The following is a 19,259-nucleotide window of genomic DNA, read 5'->3' on the forward strand; positions in this document are numbered from 1 at the left end:
GCCCCTTCGTCGTCTCCGCAGCGCGCACGGTAGCGTGAGGACGTGACCCTGATTCCCGTTCCGCGCATCGCGGTGATCGTCGTCGCGGCCGGCTCCGGCACGCGCTTGGATGCCGGGGCGCCCAAGGCGTTCGTCGGCATCGACTCCTCCTCCGTGCTGCGGCACGCGCTGGACGGCGTGTTCGCGGCGGCTCCCGCGCAGGTCGTGGTCGTGGCCCCGGCGGGCTTCGAAGGCGACGCCGAGACCGAACTGCGCGGCGCTGCGGGCGACCGGGTCGACCTCGGACGCGTGGTGACCGGGGGAGAGACGCGTCAGCAGTCGGTCGCCGCGGGCCTCGCGGCGCTATGGGGCGATGTGGAGGTCGTGCTCGTGCACGACGCGGCGAGGGCACTGACCCCGCCGACCCAGATCGACGCGGTCGCCGCCGCCGTGACCGGGGGAGCGGGCGTCATTCCCGCGCTGCCCGTCGTCGACACCCTCAAGCGCGTCGACGGCGACCGTGTGATCGCCCCGGTCGACCGCTCCGAGCTCGCGGCGGCGCAGACCCCGCAGGGGTTCCCGCGCGCAGCGCTCGAGGCCGCCTATGCCGCGGCTCTCGCGTCGGGCGTCGAGTACACCGACGATGCGGCGCTGTTCGCGGCCGCCGGCGGTGCCGTGCGCCACATCCCCGGATCGGCACGCGCGTTCAAGATCACCACGCCGGACGACCTGGACCGCGCGCGCCGGCTCCTCGCCGGTGACGACCCCGCGCGCGCCGGTGGTGCGGCAGCGGCGGCGCCGTCCGCCTCGGCCGCGACGCCCGCCGCCGGCATCCCGCGGATCGGCATCGGCACCGACGTGCACGCGTTCGGCGGCGGGGGCGACCTGTGGCTCGCCGGACTCGAATGGCCGGGGGAGCCCGCGCTCTCGGGCCACTCCGACGGCGATGCCGTCGCACACGCGATCGTCGATGCGCTGCTCGGCGCCGCCGGACTCGGTGACATCGGCGAGCACTTCGGCACGGCGCATCCCGAGTACGCCGGGGCGCACGCCGCCGTGTTCCTGGCCCGCACCCGCGAGCTGCTCGACGAGGCGGGCTTCGCGATCGGCAACGTGTCGGCCCAGTTCCAGGGCAATCGTCCCCGCTTCAGCGCCCGCCGCGCCGAGGCCGAGCGTGTGCTCTCGCAGGCGCTCGGCGGGGCCCCCGTCTCGATCACCGCCACGACGACCGATCGTCTGGGGTTCGCGGGGCGCGGGGAGGGGATCGCCGTGACCGCGGTCGCCGTCGTCTTCTCCCGGGGCGGAGCCGACCGGGCCGAGTAGGCTTGAGCGGTGACTCTCCGCCTCTACGACACCCGTGCTCAGGACCTGCGCGACTTCGTGCCGCTCGACGCGGAGAACGTCACGATGTACGTCTGCGGTCCCACGGTGCAGTCGGGTCCGCACATCGGGCACGTCCGCGCCGCGCTGAGCTTCGACCTGCTGCGGCGGTGGCTTGCCCACCGGCACGGGCGGGTGACCTTCGTGCGCAACGTCACCGACATCGACGACAAGGTGCTCGCGAACGCCACCGATACCGAGGCGTGGTGGGCGCTGGCCTACCGCATCGAGCAGGAGTTCGCGTCGGCGTACGCCGCCGTCGGCATCCTGCCCCCGACCTACGAGCCGCGCGCCACCGGATCGATCCCGCAGATGCAGGAGCTCATCGCGCGCCTCGTCGAGCGCGGTCATGCCTATCCCGCAGCGGACGGCTCCGGCGACGTCTACTTCGACGTGCGGTCGTGGCCCGAGTACGGCTCTCTCACCCGGCAGTCGGTCGACGCCATGGAGGCCGCGGAGGACGCGGACCCGCGCGGCAAGCGCGCCCCGCAGGACTTCGCGCTGTGGAAGGGCGCCAAGCCCGGCGAGCCGGCCGACGCGACCTGGGCGTCGCCGTGGGGTGACGGACGCCCGGGGTGGCACATCGAGTGCTCGGCGATGGCCCGGCGGTATCTCGGCGCGGAGTTCGACATCCACGGCGGAGGGCTGGACCTGCGCTTCCCGCACCACGAGAACGAGCTCGCGCAGTCGACGGCGGCCGGCGACGCCTTCGCGCGGTACTGGATGCACAACGGCCTCGTCACGGTGAACGGGCAGAAGATGTCGAAGTCGCTCGGCAACTTCACCCTCGCCTCCGACGTGCTCGCCCAGCACGATCCCCTCGTCGTGCGGTACGCCCTGGCGGCCGCGCACTACCGGTCGAGCCTCGACCTCTCGGAGTCGTCGTGGGCGGAGGCGGAGTCGGCGCTCGCCCGCATCTCGACGTTCCTCGAACGCGGTGAGCGGCTCGCGCCTTACGGGTGGGTGCAGGTGAAGGAGGGGCTGCCCACCGAGTTCACCGAGGCGATGGACGACGACCTCTCGGTGCCCCGCGCGCTCGCCGCCGTGCACACGAGCATCCGCTCCGGGAATGCGCTCCTCGACGCGGGCAAGTACGATGAGGCGAAGCAGGACGTCGCCGACGTCGCTCAGATGACGTCGATCCTGGGGATCAACCCCCGCTCCCGGCAGTGGAGGCGCACGGAATCGGGAGCCGAGGCCTCCGCGCTGGACGCCCTCGTGCAGACGATGATCGCGCAGCGCGCACAGGCGCGTGCAGACAAGGATTGGGCCGCAGCCGATCGCATCCGCGATGCGATCGCCGCGGCAGGAATCACGCTGGAGGACACTCCGGCCGGAACTCATTGGAGTATCGATGGCTAAGCCAGGTCGCCCCGGAGCGGGCAACAGCAAGAAGAAGGGGCCCACCAAGGGCACCGGAGGCCTCGGGCGCAAGGCGCTCGAGGGCCGAGGACCGACCCCGAAGGCCGAGGACCGCGCCTGGCACCCCGCCGGGAAGCGCAAGGCTGCGGCCGAGCGCTACGCGGCGTCCGGCGGCAAGGGCAAGCCGGGGCAGCGCCAGACCGCGGGGGGCAACCCCAACCGCTCGGCGCGCGCGAAGGACAACACGACCGACACCGAGGTCGTCACCGGCCGCAACTCGGTGCTCGAGGCGCTGCGGGCGAAGATCCCCGCGACCGCGTTCTACATCGCGCAGCGCGTGGAGATGGACGATCGCGTGAAGGAGATGCTGTCGATCGCGACGCATCGCGGCATCCCGGTGCTCGAGGTCACCCGCCAGGAACTCGACCGCATGGCCGGTTTCGACGGCGTGCACCAGGGCGTCGCCATTAAGGTGCCGCCGTACGAGTACGCGCACCCGCAGGATCTGCTCGAGAACACGATCGACAAGGGGCAGGTGCCGCTGTTCGTCGCCCTCGACGGCATTACCGACTCGCGCAACCTCGGTGCGATCATCCGTTCGGCCGCCGCCTTCGGCAGCCACGGCGTGATCCTGCCGCAGCGCCGCTCCGCCGGCGTGAACTCGGCCGCGTGGAAGACCAGCGCCGGCGCCGCCGCACGCCTGCCCGTCGCGCTCGCGACCAACCTCACGTCGCTGCTCAAGGACTTCAAGAAGCAGGGCGTCTTCATCCTCGGGCTCGCGGGTGACGGCGACGTCGACCTGCCCGCGCTGCAGCTCGCCGACCGCCCCGTCGTGATCGTCGCGGGTGCCGAGGGCAAGGGCCTCTCGCGGCTCGTGCGCGAGACCTGCGATCAGATCGTCTCGATCCCGATCTCCACGGCCACCGAGTCGTTGAACGTGGGAATCGCGACCTCGGTGGCGCTGTACCAGGTCGCCACCATCCGTTCCGCGTCGTAGCCGCGGCCGGTCGTCGACCGGCCGACTGCCGCCGCCCCGTCCACCGCAGCATCGTCCACGACAGCATCGTCCACGACAGCATCGTCCACGACAGAGGAGAGCACGCATGAGTCGCATCGTCGTTCTGGGAGGGACCGGCTACGCCGGTCGTCACATCGTCGTCGAGGCCGTCAACCGGGGCCACGACGTCACCGCGCTGTCGCGCTCCGTGCCCACGGATGCTGTCGCGGGGGCGTCCTACGTGCAGGGATCGGTGCTCGAACTGGCTCCGCTCGCCGGGGTGTTCGCGGGTGCGGATGCCGTGGTGTCGGCGCTGTCGCCGCGCGGCGACATGGAGGACCGTGTGCTCGACGCCCTCGAGGGCATCGCCAACCTGCTCGGCGGCACCGGCACGCGTCTCGGCGTCGTCGGGGGAGCGGGCGGCAGCCTCGTCGCGCCGGGCGGGCCGCGGCTGTTCGACCAGGACTTCCCCGAGGAGTACACACACGAGGCCCAGGTCGGCATCGACTCGCTCGCCCTGCTCGAGTCCACCCCCGACGACCTCGACTGGTTCTTCGTGCACCCCGCGGAGGTCTTCGGCCCCTGGGCCGAGGGAGAGCGCACCGGGCACTACCGCGACGGCGGCGATGTGCTGGTGCGCGACGCCGACGGCAATTCGTTCATCTCGGGCGCCGACTTCGCGGTGGCGGTCGTCGACGAGATCGAGCAGTCGAACCACCGCCGCGAGCGGTTCACCGTCGGCTACTGATACCGACGGCGGGCGGCGGGCCGATCAGACGAGATCGCGCCAGTCGACCTCGTCGTCCTCGTCGTCGGAGGTGGGCGTCGAGCCGGTGACCACGGGCAGGCTCATCGTCTCGGTCGGCGGGCCCATGATGGTCGCCTCGTCGCGGCGGTGACGGAGCACGTCGTTGATGTAGCTCGTGAGCACCTCGGCCAGCGGCACCGGTCGCCCCTGCGCCTGCGACAGGTACCAGCGGTGCTCGAGCACCTGGTGGAACACCTCGGCCGGTTCGAGCTTGGCGCGCAGGTCGTAGGGGATCGCGCGCACGACCGGCTCGAACACGCGCGTCAGCCACTCGTGCGCGTACATTTCCTCGTCGGCCCACTGCTTGGTCGAGCGGGCGCGGAACTCGTCGAGGTCGTTGAGCAGACGGCGTGCCTGGTTCTCCTCGACGTCGAGGCCGGTCAGGCGGATGAGCCGGCGCTGGTGGTGTCCGGCATCGACGACCTTCGGCTGGATCTCGACCACCGTGCCGTCGGAGGTGGTCGTCATCGACATCTCGTCGATGTCGAAGCCCAGCGCGTTCAACCGCTCGACCCGCTCGGTGATGCGCCAGGTCTCCGAGGTCGAGAACGAGTCCTGTTCGGTCAGCTCGGCCCACAGCGAGCGGTACGACGACACGATGCCATCGGCGATCGCCACCGCATCCACCCCGTTCTCGAGCCGCCCGCCGCCGGCGAGGTCCATGACCTCGCCGGCGATGTTCGTGCGGGCGAGGTCGAGGTCGTACGAGCGCTGGCCGTCGGTCAGGCCCTCCTCGTGCAGCTCACCCGTCTCTGCGTCGACGAGGTACGCGGCGAAGGCGCCGGCGTCGCGGCGGAAGAGGGTGTTCGAGAGCGAGACGTCGCCCCAGTAGAACCCGACGTTGTGCAGGCGCACGAGCAGCAGGGCGAGAGCGTCGACGAGACGTGTGGCGGTGTCGGGCCGCAGCACCTGGGTGAACAGCGCCCGGTACGGCATCGAGAACCGCAGGTGCGAGGTGACCAGGGCGGCGGGCAACGGCTCGCCGTCGGCATCCGAACGCCCCGCGATCACCGCGACGCGCTCGACGCAGGGCACGTCGAGGCGGCGCAGGTTGCCGAGCATCTCGTACTCGCGACGGGCCATCTCCTCGGTGGTCTCCTTGACCGCCACCACGCGACCCGAGAGATCGGCGAACCGCACGAGGTGGCGCGAGAGGCCCTTCGGCAGCGAGACGATGTGCTCAGACGGCCACCGGCCGAGGGGCGTCGACCACGGCAGCCCGAGCAGACCGGGGTCGATCGAGCTCGCGGTGATGCGCAACGAATCCTGCATGGGGCTCCTGGGGAATCGAGGGGCGGACGCAGACGCGGCGCGGGCGACCGAAGTCGACCCGCGCCGCGAGTGGTGTGACCGATCAGGCCGAGACGACCGGTGCCGTGTTTAGGCGGTCGCCCGTCTCGAGGTCGAAGGCGTGCACGTGGCCGGGGTTGGCGGCCAGCGTGACGGTCTCGCCCGCGTTCGGGTGGTTGCGACCGTCGACACGGGCGACCAGGTCGGTGCGCTTGCCGTTGATCTCGGTGTGACCGTAGAGGTAGCCGTCGGCGCCGAGCTCCTCGACGAGGTCGACGACGACCGAGAGCCCGCGACCGTCGGCCGGGCCGACCGTGATGTCCTCGGGGCGGACGCCGACCGTGATCTGGGTGCCGGATGCGCCGGCCACCGCGTCGCGCTCGAGCGGGACGATCTCGGAACCGAAGCGCACGCCGCCGTCGGCCAGGTCGGCCGAGAACAGGTTCATCGCGGGCGAGCCGATGAAGCCGGCCACGAAGACGTTGTTCGGCTTCTCGTACAGGTCGCGCGGGGTGCCGACCTGCTGGAGGAGGCCGTCCTTCAGCACGGCGATGCGGTCGCCCATGGTGAGAGCCTCGGTCTGGTCGTGCGTGACGTAGACCGTGGTGACGCCGAGGCGGCGCTGCAGCGACGCGATCTGCGTACGCGTCTGCACACGGAGCTTGGCGTCGAGGTTCGACAGCGGCTCGTCCATGAGGAAGACCTGCGGCTGGCGGACGATCGCGCGACCCATGGCGACACGCTGACGCTGACCACCGGAGAGCGCCTTCGGCTTACGGGTCAGGTACTGCTCGAGGTCGAGGAGCTTCGCCGCCTCGAGCACGCGCGTGGCACGCTCCTCCTTGCCGACTCCGGCGATCTTGAGCGCGAAGCCCATGTTCTCGGCGACGGTCATGTGCGGGTACAGCGCGTAGTTCTGGAAGACCATCGCGATGTCGCGGTCCTTCGGCGGGACATCGGTGACGTCGCGGTCGCCGATGAGGATGCGGCCGGCGTTGACCTCTTCGAGGCCCGCGAGCATGCGGAGCGAGGTGGACTTTCCGCAACCGGAGGGGCCGACCAGGACGAGGAACTCGCCGTCTCCGACCTCGAGGTTGAGCTTGTCGACCGCCGGGCGGGTGCCGCCCGGGTACAGACGCGTGGCGTCGTCGAAAGTCACTGATGCCATGATGTTTCTCCTTCACCGGCAGGTACGTGCCGGACGATCCGTAGTGATGGAAGCGGCAGCCTCGCCGCCGTGACCCCTCATCGGGTCGGGATCAGTATGACATGGATGCCTTCACCTGGGTATTTCTCAGGTGCGGTGGTTAGCATCGAGACCGGCCGTTTTCCCGCGGCGACCGTCGATCCTCCGAGCATCCGACGGTCGGGGTCACCCTGCCCCCGTGAGACTTTCAAGAGGAACGATGTCGAGCGACGAAACGCCGGACTCCTCCACCCCTCGCAGTTCGCGCGAGGCCGTGCGGGAGAAGGCACAGCGCGTACACGCGCAGCAGTCCCGGGCGCGGATCATGCGCCGGATCATCCTCGGCACCCTGGCGCTGGTCGCCATCGGTGCGATCGGCACCGCCGTCACGCTGGCGGTGTCGGCGCAGGTGTCGAAGCCGCAGCTCTCGCCCTCGGGCATGGACCGCGACGGCGTGGTGATCTCGAGCGTCTCGCCGGCCGCGGCATCCGCGGACGTGCCGGCGACGCCGAGCGCCACGCCCACCGACGCGGCCACCGAGCCTGAGCCCACGCCCGAGCCGAGCACGGCCGAGAAGGTCGACATCCACATCTACGTCGACTACCTCTCCGACGACGCGGGCCAGTTCGAGCGGACCAACGCGCGCCTGCTCACCAACTGGATCAACGAGGGCGCGGTCACCGTGACCTACCACCCGGTGGCGCTGCTGACCGCCAGCTCGAACGGCACGAAGTACTCGCTGCGCTCCGCCGCCGCATCGGCCTGCGTCGCGACGTACTCGCCCGACCAGTTCTGGGCGTACAACCACGAGCTGCTCGACGACCAGCCCGAGATCAACACCGACGGGATGTCCGACACCGAGCTCGCCGACCTCGCCGGCGCGGTGGGCGTCGAAGACGCGAAGAAGGTGCGTTCGTGCATCGTCGACGGCGACTTCCTCGGCTGGGCGAAGGACGCCACCACGCGCGCCCTCGAGGGGCCGCTCGCGGGCTCCGACGACCTGGTGCTGAAGTCGGCGCCGATGGTCGTGGTGAACGGCGAGGCCTACGTCGGCGCGCTCGACGACTCGTCGGAGTTCTCGTCGTTCGTGCTGACCGCGTCGAGCGAGGCCTCGTACAAGGCCACTGAGACGCCGACGCCCACGCCGACCCCGGCGCCCAGCGAGACCCCGGCATCCTGACGCTGCAGTCCCGTATGAACGGGACCGCGGCTCCGCCATCGCTAAGCTGGTGGCATCCGCCGACTTGGCGCAATTGGTAGCGCACCGTACTTGTAATACGGGGGTTACGGGTTCGAGTCCCGTAGTCGGCTCTTCACAGGCGGAACGTTCCGCTGCTCGCCATGCCTCGGGTTTCTGGGTTCTCGTCCGGTGCCGTCGTGCGGGCGACTGCGAGGTCGCGGTCGCCCGCGTCTATTCTTCAGGTATGAGCACGCCCGAGAATGAGCCCATGACGTCGGCTGCCGAGCGGGATCGGGGCATCCGTATCAGCGCCATCTTCTGGTCGTCGGTCATCGCCGTGATCTTCCTGTTCGCGGCGTGGAACTGGGTGACGCTCGCGGTCGACGGCGGGGGGAGCTTCGGCACCTGGGCCTGGGCGATCGCACTCACCGTGGTCGCCGTGGCGGGTGCCGTATACCTGTGGAGTGGTCTTCGCCTGATGCGGCGGATCATCGCCGCGCAGGACGCCCGCCCCGACTCTCGAGACTGACCGCCCGCGCATCACGAAACCTCGGCTCCCGCCAGGCGGAACGAGCGCTGCGGTTCCTGACCGAGGACGGCCGTGTGCCGCCGAATCGGAAATACGCGACGACGGTGGTCGGTTGGCCCCGGTATGACTCGTATCGGAAACAGTGACCTCGACGTTCTTCCCCTCTCGCTCGGCGGCAACGTGTTCGGATGGACGGCCGACCGCGACGCCTCCTTCGCCGTTCTCGACGCGTTCGTCGACGGCGGCGGTGACTTCATCGACACGGCCGACGCGTACAGCGCCTGGGCGCCCGGCAACAGCGGCGGTGAGAGCGAGACGATCATCGGCGAGTGGCTCGCGTCGCGCCGGCCCGAGGGCGTGACCGTCGCGACCAAGGTCAGCCAGCACCCCGAGTTCCGCGGACTGTCGGCGTCGAACGTGCGCCGTGCGGCCGAGGCGTCGCTCGGACGCCTCGGGGTCGACGCGATCGACCTGTACTACGCGCACTTCGACGACGAGACCGTGCCGCTGGAGGAGACCGTCGGCGCGTTCGGCGACCTCGTGTCCGACGGTCTGGTGCGCAACGTCGCGGTCTCGAACTACTCCGGCGCGCGCATCCGGGAGTGGATCGACATCGCGCAGCGCACCGGCGCCGCCCTGCCCGTCGCGATCCAGCCGCACTACAACCTCGTGCACCGCAACGAGGTCGAAGACACGATCATCCCCGTCGCCGAGGAGTTCGGGCTCGGACTCGTGCCCTACTACTCGCTCGCGAGCGGCTTCCTCACCGGCAAGTACCGTTCGACCGAGACCGCGGGGCAGTCATCGCCGCGGGCCGAGGGGGCCGCGAAGTACGCCACGCCGCAGGGGCTGCGGATCATCGACGCGCTGGAGGAGATCGGCAGCGCCCACGGGGCGTCGATCGCCGCCACCGCTCTCGCGTGGCTGCGCGCGCAGCCGACCGTCGTCGCTCCGATCGCCAGCGCGCGGACGGTCGAGCAGGTGCCCGACCTGCTCGCCGGAGCCCGCCTGACGCTCGCTCCCGACGAGGTCGAGACCCTCACCCGCGTCTCCGCCTGGACGCCCCAGTCCTGATCCCTCCCGTCCTCCGCCCGTTCCCGTCGCACTTTCTGTCGCTCGCCGCGCGCTGAGGCGACAGAAAATGCGACGGGAGCTGGGGGGAGAGGGCTAGGAGAAGAGGGCGATGAGGTAGGCGGCGAAGACCACCAGGTGCGCGGCGCCGTGGGCGGCGGTGGTTCGCTTCGCGGCGAACGTCGTCACCGACAGCAACAGGGTGACACCCAGCAGCAGCAGGTTCACGGGCGACTCCGCCAGGACGACGGTCTGCCCCGTGAGCATCCCGATGATCAGCACGACCGGGATGGTCAAGCCCACGGTCGACACCAGAGCCCCGTGGCACAGGTTCACGACACGCTGGGCCTCTCCCCGCAGCGCGGCCCGGATCGTCGTGATCGACTCGGGCAGGAAGACGATCGCCGCGATCAGCACGCCGGCGAGCGCCGGGGGAGCGCCCAACCGCCCGAGGCCGTCGTCGAGCAGCGCGGCCATGTCGTGCGACAGAAGCACGATCGGGGCCACCGTGACGACGAGCAGGGCGAACCGCGCGATCACCTCCGTGCGGTGTTCGACGAGCACGCGACGGATGCCGAGACGCGGAGCCGGCCTCTCGCTCGCGGCCCGGGGAAAAGGGGTCACTTCGGTGAAGTCCGTGGACTGCGCCCCCATCTGGCGGGCGAGGAAGAACGCGTACAGCCCGAGGGTGAGCACGACGATCGGGATCTCCTGGGCGAGGGTGAATGCGCCGCCGCTGCCGATCACCGCCGGCAGGCCGAACGCGAGCGTCACCAGCACGACCAGCATCGAGAGGTAGGCCGAGGTGCCGGTGCGGTTGTGCGCGAGGCCGCGGTGCCGGATGCCGCCGACCAGCAGCGCCAGGCCGATCACCAGATTGAGGATGATCATCGACACGGCCATCACCGAGTCGCGCGCGATCGTGGCGTGTTCGCCCGGGCCCAGCATCACGGCGGAGATGAGGATGACCTCGATCAGCACGATCGAGAGAGTGAGCACGAGCGACCCGTAGGGATCGCCGAGTCGATGCGCCAGCGCCTCGGCCTGCGTCACCACCCCGAACGCGCACACCAGGATCACGACCACGATCACGACGAGCGCCACGATCAACGCCGGGGCGGGCGCCGGCGCGGCGAGGAGCGGATGCGCGAGCACGACGGCGAGGAACGTTCCCCAGCCGAGCGCGATGCGGGCGAGGTCGGATGCTCCGACGAACTGTCTTACCGCGGGGGAGGTCATCATCTGAATCCTTCGCGGGGCCGTCCCCGGACGATGACACGCGACGGGTCGTCCCGGGCGCGGAGTGCTCTCAGCGTACCGCGGCGACCTGCTCAGCGGCTGGGCAGCGCGTCGTCTTCGTCGTCGTCGCTGCGCAGGTGCGCGATGTGCGCGGCGTGCCGCTCGAGGTGGTGCGGCGAGCGACGCACGAAGAGCCACGCCACGACGAGCACCGCGAACCAGATCGGCGTCACCAGCAGCGCGGTGAGCGTATCGGGCTGCGTCGTGAGAGCCCAGAGGATGAAGACGAAGAACGCCAGGACGACGAAGACCATCACCCGGCCGCCCGGCAGGCGGAAGGTCGAGGCGGCGGCCTTCGCCGGGCGGGTGCGGCGGTAGGCCAGGTAGCTCAGCAGGAAGATCGTCCACACGAACATGAAGCACACGGCCGAGACGGTCGTGACCATCTCGAAGGCGGTGCCGATGTCGTCGCCCGCGTAGAGCAGCACGACGCCGGAGAGCAGCAGGATGCACGACAGGAACAGTGCGTTCTGCGGCACGCGCCGCTTCGACAGACGGCCGAACAGACGCGGCGCGTCGCCATCCTGTGCGAGGCCGAACACCATGCGCGACGTCGAGTAGATTCCCGAGTTGGCGCTGGACATCGCCGAGGTGAGCACGACGAGGTTGACCACCGTGGCGGCGATCCCGAGCCCGGCGAGGGCGAACATCGCGATGAACGGACTCTCGCCGGCGACGTACTCCGTCCACGGCGTGACGGACATGAGGATGACGAGCGCGCCCACATAGAACAGCAGGATGCGGATGGGGATCGCGTTGATCGCCTTCGGGAGGTTCTTCTCCGGGTTCTTCGTCTCGGCCGCCGCGGTACCGACGAGCTCGACGCCCACGAAGGCGAACACCGCGATCTGGAACCCGGCGACGAACCCCAGGAAGCCGTGCGGGAACATGCCGCCGTGCGCCCACAGATTGGCGAAGGTGGCGGTGCCGGCCTCGTGCGAGAACCCGGTGACGATCATGACGAGACCGGTGACGATGAGGGCCACGATCGCGATGATCTTGATGAGCGCGAACCAGAACTCCATCTCACCGAAGGCGGCGACCGAGGGGAGGTTGAGCGCGAGGAGGATGACGACCACGGCGAGCCCGGGGATCCAGAGGGGGATGCCCGGGAAGAGCGCATCCGTGTACCCGGCGATCGCGATGACGTCGGCGACCCCGGTGACGACCCAGCAGAACCAGTAGGTCCACCCCGTGAAGAAGCCGGCCCACGGGCCCAGGAGGTCGCTCGCGAAGTCGCTGAACGACTTGTACTTCAGATTCGACAGCAGCAGCTCGCCCATGGCGCGCATGACGAAGAACAGCATGAAGCCGATGATCATGTAGACGAAGATCACCGAGGGTCCGGCGACCGAGATCGTCTTCCCGCTGCCCATGAACAGGCCGGTGCCGATGGCCCCGCCGATCGCCAGGAGCTGAATGTGGCGGTTGCTCAGCGCGCGCCGCAGGTGCTGTTCGTCGTCGGTCTTCTGCACGGTCACCCGATGCAGAGTATCCGACGACTCGGGGTCGCTCCGAAACGACGACGATGCGGCGGGCATCGCGAGACGGCGTGCCGACATGACGGATGTCATCCCGAACGTGTGACATCGGGCTCCGGCGTCGCGCGGCGGTCGGCGGTTCACTGGAAGCATGACCCAGCCTGCCCCCGTCTCCACCGTTCGCGAGCCCGAGCACCCAGCCCCCGCCGTCGAGCTGCAGGGGATCGTCCGCCGCTTCGGCGTCGGTGCACACCGCGTCGTTGCGGTCGACGGCGTCGACCTGCGCATCGAGCGCGGGGAGGTGGTGGCGCTGCTCGGACCGAACGGTGCCGGGAAGACCACGACGATCGACGTGCTGCTCGGGCTGGCCGAGCCCGATGAGGGAGAGGTGCAGGTGCTCGGCACGCGGCCGCAGCGGGCCGTCGCCGCGGGGCGGCTCGCCGCCGTGCTGCAGACGGGAGGGCTGCTCGCTGACCTCACCGTGCGCGAGACGGTGGCGGTGATCGCCGGACTGCACGGCGCGACCGGCCGCATCGCCGAGGTGATGGAGCGCGCGGACCTCGGTCCGATCGCGCGGCGGCGTGTCGGCCGCTGCTCGGGCGGCGAGAAGCAGCGCGTGAAGTTCGCCCTCGCCCTGCTGCCGGATCCGGACGTGCTGGTGCTCGACGAGCCCACCGCGGGAATGGACGTCACCGCCCGTCGCCGGTTCTGGGACGCGATGCGGGCGGATGCCGATGCCGGACGCACCATCGTCTTCGCGACCCACTACCTCGAAGAGGCCGAGCAGTTCGCCCGTCGCACGGTCGTGATGAATCACGGCGTCGTGGTCGCCGACGGCGCGACGGCCCAGCTGCGGGCGTCGCTCGGCGGGCGCACGGTGTCGGCCACGGTGCCGGGCGGCCGCGCCGAGGTCGCCGCGCTCGTCGCCGAGCTGCGCGCCGATGCGGGGGTCGCCGACGTCGATGTCGACGCCGATCGCGTCACGGTGCGCACCGCCGCATCCGACCTCCTCGCGGGGCGCCTGCTCGCACGGGGCGCCACCGATCTGGAGATCACCGCTCCCACCCTCGAATCCGCATTCGCCTCTCTTACCAAGGACCCCGCATGACCGCGCTCGTCGCCCCGGTGCTGTACCGCACCGAACTCGTCCGTCAGATCCGCAACCCCTACACGCTCGCGTTCACCCTCGCGATGCCCGTGGCGATGTACCTGCTTTTCGGGGCGAGCATGTCGTACGCGTCGCAGAGCGTCGGCCAGGCCAACGTCTCGTTCTACGTCATGGTGTCGATGGGCGCCTACGGCACAGCGACCGCGATGAGCTCGCTCTGCTCGCTCGCCGCCTCGGAGGTCGGTCAGGGGTGGGGGAGGCAGCTGGCGCTCACACCGATGTCGACCCTCGGCTATGCGCTGACCAAGGTGCTCGCCGCCGTCTCGTTCGCGGCGCTCGCCGTGGTGTTCGTCTACGCCGCGGGGCTGGCGACGGGTGCCGAGGCATCCGACCCGTGGCGGTGGGCTGCTGCCGCCGTGATCACGCTCGGGCTCGGGCTCGTGTTCGGCCTGTTCGGACTGGGCGTCGGTCTCGCCTTCAACTCCGACTCGGCGGCGGCTCTCGCGTCGATCTCGATCACGTTCTTCGGCTTCTTCGGCAACGTGTTCGTGCCGCTCGACGGCGCGATGCTCGACATCGCGCACTGGACGCCGATGTACGGCTACGTCGCCCTGGTGCGGTGGCCGGCCACCGAGGGCGCGCTCGTCGCGGGCGGGTCCGACCCGCTGTGGGCGGTCCTGCTGAACGTCGTCGTCTGGGCCGTCGCTTTCGCCGCGCTGGTGCGCCTCGGGGTGCTGCGCTCGCGGCGCCGTCGCTAGGCTGGAGCGATGACCGACGTCGCCGACAGCACGGCGCACACCGGGCCCTGGCAGCGCTGGGGCTGGCTCATGGCCGTCGTCTGGATGGTCTTCCTGGTCTACCCCGTGCTGGCGCTGCTCCAGTCCCGCGCCGCGGTCGGGTGGGTGGCGCTGGGCTGGGTGGCGCTCGTCTGCTTCGCGGTCGTCTACGTCGTCGGTTTCGTCGCCGGGATGCGCGCGGAGTGGGGCGCGCCCGGCCGGCTCGTGCGCGCGCTGTTCTGGGCGCAGATCGCCTGTGCGATCGCGACGATCCCCGCGATCGACACTCGGGCGCTCAGCTTCCTGCCGTACCTCATGTCGTACGCCAGCTACGGCCTGCGCGGCATCTGGCACTGGGCGACCACGCTCGGCGGCATCGCGATCGCCGTCGGGGTGATCGTCGTCACCGGGCGGTTCGCGGAGCACTTCCAAATTCTCGCGATCGTACTGCTGATCGCGGTGGTGAACACCGTCAACTCGTGGTTGATCGGGCGCTCGGTCGATGCCGATCGGGTGCGCGTGCAACTCGCGACGAGCGAGGAGCGCACGTCGATCGCGCGCGACGTGCACGACCTGCTCGGGCACACGCTCACCGCGGTGAAGCTCAAAGCTGAACTCGCCGAGCGACTCGTCGACGCCGACCCAGAGCGGGCGAAGGCCGAACTCGCCGAGATCGTGCATCTGACCGGCGAGGCGATCACCGGGGTGCGCAGCACCGTGACCGGTCTGCGGGGCGCCGCCCTCGGCGAGCAGGTGCGGGCGAGCGCGGCAGCGCTCCGGTCGGCGGGGGTCGACGTCGAGGTCACGGGCGAGTCCGCCGCGCTCTCGCCCGCACAGTCGCTGCCCGCGGGGTGGATCGTGCGGGAGGCGACGACCAACGTGCTGCGGCATGCGGATGCCTCGCGGGTGCGCATCGTCATGGCACCCGGCGAAGTGATCGTCGAAGACGACGGAGGCGGAATGCGCGGCAAGGCGGGCAACGGGATGCGCGGCATGGCGGAACGTGCGGCGGCGGCGGGGGCCGTGCTCGCCGTCGACGAGGTGCCCGGGGGCGGCACGAGAGTGAGCGTGACCTGGTGACCGATCCCATCCGGCTGCTGCTCGTCGACGACCAGGCGCTCGTGCGCGGGGCGATGGGGGCGCTGCTCGACCTCGAACGAGACCTCACCGTGGTGGCCGAGGCCGCAGACGGCGCCGCGGCCAGCGAGCGCGCCGCCGAGACGCAGCCCGACGTCTGCCTCATGGACATCCAGATGCCGGGCATCGACGGCATCGCGGCGACCCGGGCAGTGCGGGCGGCGAGCCCGTCGACGCGGGTGCTCGTCGTCACGACGTTCGCACGCCCCGGCTACCTGCGGCAGGCGCTCGATGCGGGGGCGAGTGGCTTCATCGCCAAAGACACCCCGGCGTCCGAACTGGCCCACGCCGTGCGGCGCGTGCACCAGGGGCTGCGCGTCGTCGACCCGGCGCTCGCCGAGGCGTCGCTGTTCGAGGGGGCCAACCCGCTGAGCGAGCGAGAGCAGCAGGTGCTGCGTCTGTCGGCCGACGGTCGCGCGATCGCCCGCATCGCCGCCGAGGTCTTCCTCTCGGCGGGAACGGTCCGCAACCACCTGTCTTCGGCGATCGGCAAGACGGCGACCGAGAACCGGGTGCAAGCGGCGCGCGTCGCGCGCGACAAGGGGTGGATCTAGGCGACGGGCGGTCGCCCCACCGCCCCGGTCACCCGCGCCGCGGCGTTGTTCAGACCCGGCCGAACAGTTCGGGGTCGACGGGCCGCTGGGCGCGAGGGAGCTTCTCGACGACGAGACGGTACGACTCGGTGACGAGTTCGTCGACCAGCCCGGCTTCGAGCGACGGACCCGGCTGCAGCGTGATCCAGTGCTTCTTGTTCATGTGATACCCGGGAACGATGTCGGCGAAGGTCTCGCGCAGGGCCACGGCGTCGTCCGGGTGCGACTTCAGGGTCACGCGCCCGGTGCCGTCGAGGGGGAGCAGCAGGAACACGCGTCCGCGCACCTTGTAGACGTCCCACTCGGGGCCGAAGGGTGCCGTGCGCTCCGAGCCGGGCAGCTCGTCGGCACGCGCCGCCGCGGTGCGGGTGAGCGCGTCTGCATCCATCAGAAGAGGCGGTCCGTTCCCTTGTCGTCGGCGCGCGGCGCCGCGATCACACGGTCGTCGAGGGATGCCGCCGCCAGCAGAGCTTCGTCGATCAGCTCACGGTCGCCCTGCGCCGTGAGCCAGTCGCGGGCGAAGGAGGTCGGGATGAGCACGGGCATGCGGTCGTGGATGTCGGCGAGATGCGCGGGAGCGGGCCGCATGACGATCGAGTAGCACGTGAACCATTCGCCGTCGGCGGTTCGACCGCGCTGGGTCACCGCGGCCATGCCGAACAGCGTGCCCGCACCGAGGCCGAACTCGTGCCACACCCGCTCGGGCTTCTTCATCTCGAACCAGTTCGTGGCCGGAACCAGCGCGCGATTCTTGAGGCCGCCCGGCCGCTCCTGCAGACGCTCGGAACGGGTGTTGATCGAGGGGAAGCGTGCCGGCGCCCCGTCGACCAGGAACCCCCACCACGCGGTCTCGAGGGTGGGCGCCCCCTCGGCGTCGACGACCACGGGGTTGAGGTTGCGCAGGTTCTTGCCCGTCGGGCGCAGCGTCTCGCCGTCGTTGCGCTGCGCCCAGTCGCGCAGGTCGTCGAGCACCTCGATGTCGGCCTCGGCCAGCAGCTCGGCGTCGGTGAAGCGGGGGTCCAGTCCGTAGCTCGCGCACATGCCCCCAGGCTAGACCCGGCCTCCGACACGCGGGAGGGGTCGTGGGGTCCGGTAGCGTGAGGCGGTGACCCCGACTCGTTCCGTTCCCGCCCCGGTGGCGATCGGCGGTGCGGTGGCGATCGGCGTCATGACCGCGATCCAGGCCCGCATCAACGGCGTGCTCGGTGTCCGTCTCGGCGACGGCATCCTGGCCGGACTCGTCTCGTTCTCGGTCGGCACCCTCGTGCTCGCCGCGATCGTCGCGGCGCTGCCATCCGGCCGGGCGGGCATGGCCCGACTCGTGCGAGGACTGCGGGCGCGCCGCATCCCGCCGTGGATGCTGCTCGGCGGCGCCTGCGGCGCTCTCACGGTGTCGACCCAGGGCCTCACGGCCGGTCTGTTGGGCGTCTCGCTGTTCACCGTCGGTGTGGTGGCGGGGCAGACCACGCACGGACTCGTCCTCGACCGCATCGGCTTCGGCCCCGCCGGCGTGGTGGCCGTGACGATGGGACGCGTCGCCGGAGCGGCCCTGGCCCTCATCGCGGTCGCGGTGTCGCTGAGTGGCGACGTGCTGACCACGGCGCCGCTGTGGATGCTCGTGCTGCCGTTCGCCGCGGGGGTCGGCATCGCCTGGCAGCAGGCGGCGAACGGCCGTCTCGCCCAGCGGGTCGCCTCTCCGATGGCCGCGACGATGACGAGCTTCGTCGCCGGAACGGTCGTGCTCGCGCTCGCCGCGGCCGTCAGCGTGCTGGTCGGCGGCGCACCCGATCCGCTGCCCGCCGAGCCCTGGCTCTACCTCGGCGGCACGCTCGGCGTCGCGTACATCTTCCTCGGCGCGTTCCTCGTGGCGCACACGGGCGTGCTGCTGCTCGGGCTCGGATCGGTGCTCGGCCAGCTCGTGACGGCGGTGATCATCGACATGCTCTGGCCCACCGAGGCAGGCCCCGCTCCGTGGCAGATCGTGACGATGGTCGTCATCGCCGCGGCATCCGTCCTCGTGGCGCTCGCCCGCCCTCGACGGTGACGCCGCCTACTTCTTCTTCTGCTTCTTCACGGCGTCGGGCGCCGGCATCCGCGTGAGCACCTCGTCGGCGTCGACCGGCTTGCGTCGGCCCGGCTTCTTGTCGGGCTTCCCGCCGACGTAGAGCCACCCGAGGAGCTCCTCGTTCTTGCCGAGACCGTGCGCTTTGGCGACCGCCTTCGCACGCGTGTAGCCGCCGGTGCGCCAGATGACGCCCCACCCGGCCTCGTCGAGCAGCAGGCTGAGAGTGTGCGCGACACCCGACGCGACGGCCTCCTGCTCCCACCGCGGCACCTTCCCGCTCTTGCGGTAGCTCGCCACGACGGCGATGAGCAGCGAGGCGCGCAGCGGCTTCGACGACCGATGCTTGTCGCCCTCGGCCTTGCCGATCGCCGCGCCGAGCGCGAGACGGTCGTCGCCGCGCAGCTCGATCAGCCGCCACGGACGCAGCGAGGAGTGGTCGGCGACCCGCCCCGCCGCGGCGACGAGAGGGAGCAGCTGCTCGCGCGTCGGGGCGTCGGGAGTGACCTTCGACCACGACTGACGCGCGAGGACCGCGTCGAGGGCGCTCACGCCTCCGGTGCCTCGGGGGTGAAGTTCAGCGCGAGCGAGTTCATGCAGTAGCGGTCGCCCGTGGGCGTGCCGAACCCGTCGGGGAAGACGTGGCCGAGGTGCGAGCCGCAGCTCGCGCAGCGCACCTCGGTGCGCACCATGCCGAGGGAGGTGTCCTCGATGAGCTCGACCGCCTCGGGGCGCACCGACTCGTAGAAGCTCGGCCAGCCGCACCCGGAGTCGAACTTCGTCCCGCTCTGGAACAGTTCGGCGCCGCACGCGCCGCAGGTGTAGAGGCCGGCGCGGCTCTCGTCGAGCAGCTCGCCCGTCCACGCGCGCTCGGTGGCGGACTGGCGCAGCACCGCGTACTGCTCGTCGCCGAGCTCCTGGCGCCACTCGTCTTCGGTCTTCTGCACGTCGTACGGCATGTGTCCTCCCGGGGTGTTCCCTCCATTCTCCCCTCTGCGCGGAGCACGGGCACGTCGGCGGT

The 19,259-nt window shown here is 70.8% G+C and carries 20 protein-coding genes and 1 tRNA gene; 13 read left to right on the forward strand and 8 right to left on the reverse strand.

The genetic code is table 11. From position 1 onward, the window contains the following. Nucleotides 1–42: 42 nt before the first annotated feature. The 4 genes from ispD to AC3A3J_RS06670 all read left to right on the forward strand — a co-directional run bounded on the left by ispD (nt 43) and on the right by AC3A3J_RS06670 (nt 4,466). The gene (ispD, locus tag AC3A3J_RS06655) at nt 43–1,302 is read left to right on the forward strand and encodes a 2-C-methyl-D-erythritol 4-phosphate cytidylyltransferase (protein WP_487671524.1); all 1,260 of its coding nucleotides are present in this window, start codon (nt 43–45) and stop codon (nt 1,300–1,302) included. A gap of 9 nt (nt 1,303–1,311) precedes the next feature. Next, complete coding sequence (gene cysS, locus AC3A3J_RS06660) at nt 1,312–2,721, forward strand: cysteine--tRNA ligase (protein WP_487671525.1); 1,410 nt, start codon at nt 1,312–1,314, stop codon at nt 2,719–2,721. Next, nucleotides 2,714–3,718 carry a 23S rRNA (guanosine(2251)-2'-O)-methyltransferase RlmB gene (rlmB, locus tag AC3A3J_RS06665; RefSeq protein ID WP_487671526.1) on the forward strand — a complete coding sequence of 335 codons (1,005 nt, stop codon included), beginning with the start codon at nt 2,714–2,716 and terminating at the stop codon, nt 3,716–3,718. The genes cysS and rlmB overlap by 8 nt, the downstream gene beginning before the upstream one ends. Before the next feature lie 106 nt (nt 3,719–3,824). Further along, nucleotides 3,825–4,466: an NAD(P)-dependent oxidoreductase gene (locus tag AC3A3J_RS06670; RefSeq protein ID WP_487671527.1), complete on the forward strand. Its 642-nt coding sequence runs from the start codon at nt 3,825–3,827 to the stop codon at nt 4,464–4,466. Between the two features lie 24 nt (nt 4,467–4,490). On the opposite strand, the gene AC3A3J_RS06675 is transcribed toward AC3A3J_RS06670, so the two are convergent. Both AC3A3J_RS06675 and AC3A3J_RS06680 read right to left on the reverse strand, forming a co-directional pair. Next, entirely contained in the window at nt 4,491–5,798 is a 1,308-nt protein-coding gene (locus AC3A3J_RS06675) for a DUF4032 domain-containing protein (RefSeq protein WP_487671528.1), read from the reverse strand. Nucleotides 5,799–5,880: 82 nt separating this feature from the next. After that, the gene (locus AC3A3J_RS06680) at nt 5,881–6,984 is read right to left on the reverse strand and encodes an ABC transporter ATP-binding protein (RefSeq protein WP_487671529.1); all 1,104 of its coding nucleotides are present in this window, start codon (nt 6,982–6,984) and stop codon (nt 5,881–5,883) included. Nucleotides 6,985–7,222: 238 nt separating this feature from the next. Here AC3A3J_RS06680 and AC3A3J_RS06685 point away from each other — a divergent pair, with 238 nt between their 5' ends. From AC3A3J_RS06685 to AC3A3J_RS06700, 4 genes are all read left to right on the forward strand, one after another. Then, complete coding sequence (locus AC3A3J_RS06685) at nt 7,223–8,182, forward strand: DsbA family protein (RefSeq protein WP_487671530.1); 960 nt, start codon at nt 7,223–7,225, stop codon at nt 8,180–8,182. 58 nt (nt 8,183–8,240) lie between these two features. Further along, nucleotides 8,241–8,313 (forward strand) — tRNA-Thr (locus tag AC3A3J_RS06690). Between the two features lie 113 nt (nt 8,314–8,426). Beyond that, complete coding sequence (locus AC3A3J_RS06695) at nt 8,427–8,711, forward strand: hypothetical protein (RefSeq protein ID WP_487671531.1); 285 nt, start codon at nt 8,427–8,429, stop codon at nt 8,709–8,711. A 123-nt stretch (nt 8,712–8,834) separates the two neighbouring features. Beyond that, nucleotides 8,835–9,785 carry an aldo/keto reductase gene (locus AC3A3J_RS06700; protein ID WP_487671532.1) on the forward strand — a complete coding sequence of 317 codons (951 nt, stop codon included), beginning with the start codon at nt 8,835–8,837 and terminating at the stop codon, nt 9,783–9,785. Nucleotides 9,786–9,878: 93 nt separating this feature from the next. On the opposite strand, the gene AC3A3J_RS06705 is transcribed toward AC3A3J_RS06700, so the two are convergent. Continuing rightward, on the reverse strand, nt 9,879–11,021 hold the full coding sequence (locus tag AC3A3J_RS06705; protein ID WP_487671773.1) for a calcium:cation antiporter: 1,143 nt from the start codon (nt 11,019–11,021) through the stop codon (nt 9,879–9,881). A 92-nt stretch (nt 11,022–11,113) separates the two neighbouring features. Next, nucleotides 11,114–12,643, reverse strand: coding sequence for a D-serine/D-alanine/glycine transporter (gene cycA / locus AC3A3J_RS06710; protein ID WP_487671774.1), 1,530 nt, complete (start codon nt 12,641–12,643; stop codon nt 11,114–11,116). A 70-nt stretch (nt 12,644–12,713) separates the two neighbouring features. Between cycA and AC3A3J_RS06715 the strand changes: the two genes are divergently transcribed. The 4 genes from AC3A3J_RS06715 to AC3A3J_RS06730 are packed head-to-tail and all read left to right on the forward strand — an operon-like array spanning nt 12,714 to nt 16,137. Further along, the gene (locus AC3A3J_RS06715) at nt 12,714–13,670 is read left to right on the forward strand and encodes an ABC transporter ATP-binding protein (RefSeq protein ID WP_487671533.1); all 957 of its coding nucleotides are present in this window, start codon (nt 12,714–12,716) and stop codon (nt 13,668–13,670) included. Continuing rightward, nucleotides 13,667–14,428, forward strand: a complete 762-nt coding sequence (locus AC3A3J_RS06720; protein ID WP_487671534.1) for an ABC transporter permease — start codon at nt 13,667–13,669, stop codon at nt 14,426–14,428. Before AC3A3J_RS06715 ends, AC3A3J_RS06720 begins: the two co-directional genes overlap by 4 nt. Nucleotides 14,429–14,437: 9 nt before the next feature. Beyond that, on the forward strand, nt 14,438–15,526 hold the full coding sequence (locus tag AC3A3J_RS06725; protein WP_487671535.1) for a sensor histidine kinase: 1,089 nt from the start codon (nt 14,438–14,440) through the stop codon (nt 15,524–15,526). Further along, a complete protein-coding gene (locus AC3A3J_RS06730; RefSeq protein ID WP_487671536.1) occupies nt 15,523–16,137 on the forward strand; it encodes a response regulator in 615 nt (204 codons plus the stop codon). Before AC3A3J_RS06725 ends, AC3A3J_RS06730 begins: the two co-directional genes overlap by 4 nt. A gap of 49 nt (nt 16,138–16,186) precedes the next feature. Here AC3A3J_RS06730 and AC3A3J_RS06735 read toward each other — a convergent pair whose 3' ends face one another. Then, nucleotides 16,187–16,564, reverse strand: a complete 378-nt coding sequence (locus tag AC3A3J_RS06735) for an MmcQ/YjbR family DNA-binding protein (protein ID WP_487671537.1) — start codon at nt 16,562–16,564, stop codon at nt 16,187–16,189. Next, nucleotides 16,564–17,217, reverse strand: a complete 654-nt coding sequence (locus AC3A3J_RS06740; protein WP_487671538.1) for an SOS response-associated peptidase family protein — start codon at nt 17,215–17,217, stop codon at nt 16,564–16,566. The genes AC3A3J_RS06735 and AC3A3J_RS06740 overlap by 1 nt, the downstream gene beginning before the upstream one ends. A 64-nt stretch (nt 17,218–17,281) precedes the next feature. Between AC3A3J_RS06740 and AC3A3J_RS06745 the strand changes: the two genes are divergently transcribed. Then, nucleotides 17,282–18,220, forward strand: a complete 939-nt coding sequence (locus AC3A3J_RS06745; RefSeq protein WP_487671539.1) for a DMT family transporter — start codon at nt 17,282–17,284, stop codon at nt 18,218–18,220. A gap of 6 nt (nt 18,221–18,226) precedes the next feature. Here AC3A3J_RS06745 and AC3A3J_RS06750 read toward each other — a convergent pair whose 3' ends face one another. Together AC3A3J_RS06750 and msrB are read right to left on the reverse strand one after the other, a co-directional pair. Then, nucleotides 18,227–18,790, reverse strand: coding sequence for a nitroreductase family protein (locus AC3A3J_RS06750; protein ID WP_487671540.1), 564 nt, complete (start codon nt 18,788–18,790; stop codon nt 18,227–18,229). After that, nucleotides 18,787–19,197: a peptide-methionine (R)-S-oxide reductase MsrB gene (gene msrB / locus AC3A3J_RS06755; RefSeq protein WP_487671541.1), complete on the reverse strand. Its 411-nt coding sequence runs from the start codon at nt 19,195–19,197 to the stop codon at nt 18,787–18,789. Before msrB ends, AC3A3J_RS06750 begins: the two co-directional genes overlap by 4 nt. Nucleotides 19,198–19,259: the final 62 nt, after the last annotated feature.

This window comes from Microbacterium sp. Soil_N32 (genome assembly GCF_057655505.1).

Excerpts from the sequence above, each read along its gene's own strand:
- rlmB (WP_487671526.1), top strand. The coding sequence starts at position 2,714 with ATGGCTAAGCCAGGTCGCCCCGGAGCGGGCAACAGCAAGAAGAAGGGG.
- AC3A3J_RS06670 (WP_487671527.1), top strand. The coding sequence starts at position 3,825 with ATGAGTCGCATCGTCGTTCTGGGAGGGACCGGCTACGCCGGTCGTCAC.
- AC3A3J_RS06675 (WP_487671528.1), bottom strand. The coding sequence starts at position 5,798 with ATGCAGGATTCGTTGCGCATCACCGCGAGCTCGATCGACCCCGGTCTG.
- AC3A3J_RS06680 (WP_487671529.1), bottom strand. The coding sequence starts at position 6,984 with ATGGCATCAGTGACTTTCGACGACGCCACGCGTCTGTACCCGGGCGGC.
- AC3A3J_RS06685 (WP_487671530.1), top strand. The coding sequence starts at position 7,223 with ATGTCGAGCGACGAAACGCCGGACTCCTCCACCCCTCGCAGTTCGCGC.
- AC3A3J_RS06695 (WP_487671531.1), top strand. The coding sequence starts at position 8,427 with ATGAGCACGCCCGAGAATGAGCCCATGACGTCGGCTGCCGAGCGGGAT.
- AC3A3J_RS06700 (WP_487671532.1), top strand. The coding sequence starts at position 8,835 with ATGACTCGTATCGGAAACAGTGACCTCGACGTTCTTCCCCTCTCGCTC.
- AC3A3J_RS06705 (WP_487671773.1), bottom strand. The coding sequence starts at position 11,021 with ATGACCTCCCCCGCGGTAAGACAGTTCGTCGGAGCATCCGACCTCGCC.
- cycA (WP_487671774.1), bottom strand. The coding sequence starts at position 12,643 with ATGTCGGCACGCCGTCTCGCGATGCCCGCCGCATCGTCGTCGTTTCGG.
- AC3A3J_RS06715 (WP_487671533.1), top strand. The coding sequence starts at position 12,714 with ATGACCCAGCCTGCCCCCGTCTCCACCGTTCGCGAGCCCGAGCACCCA.
- AC3A3J_RS06720 (WP_487671534.1), top strand. The coding sequence starts at position 13,667 with ATGACCGCGCTCGTCGCCCCGGTGCTGTACCGCACCGAACTCGTCCGT.
- AC3A3J_RS06725 (WP_487671535.1), top strand. The coding sequence starts at position 14,438 with ATGACCGACGTCGCCGACAGCACGGCGCACACCGGGCCCTGGCAGCGC.
- AC3A3J_RS06735 (WP_487671537.1), bottom strand. The coding sequence starts at position 16,564 with ATGGATGCAGACGCGCTCACCCGCACCGCGGCGGCGCGTGCCGACGAG.
- AC3A3J_RS06740 (WP_487671538.1), bottom strand. The coding sequence starts at position 17,217 with ATGTGCGCGAGCTACGGACTGGACCCCCGCTTCACCGACGCCGAGCTG.
- msrB (WP_487671541.1), bottom strand. The coding sequence starts at position 19,197 with ATGCCGTACGACGTGCAGAAGACCGAAGACGAGTGGCGCCAGGAGCTC.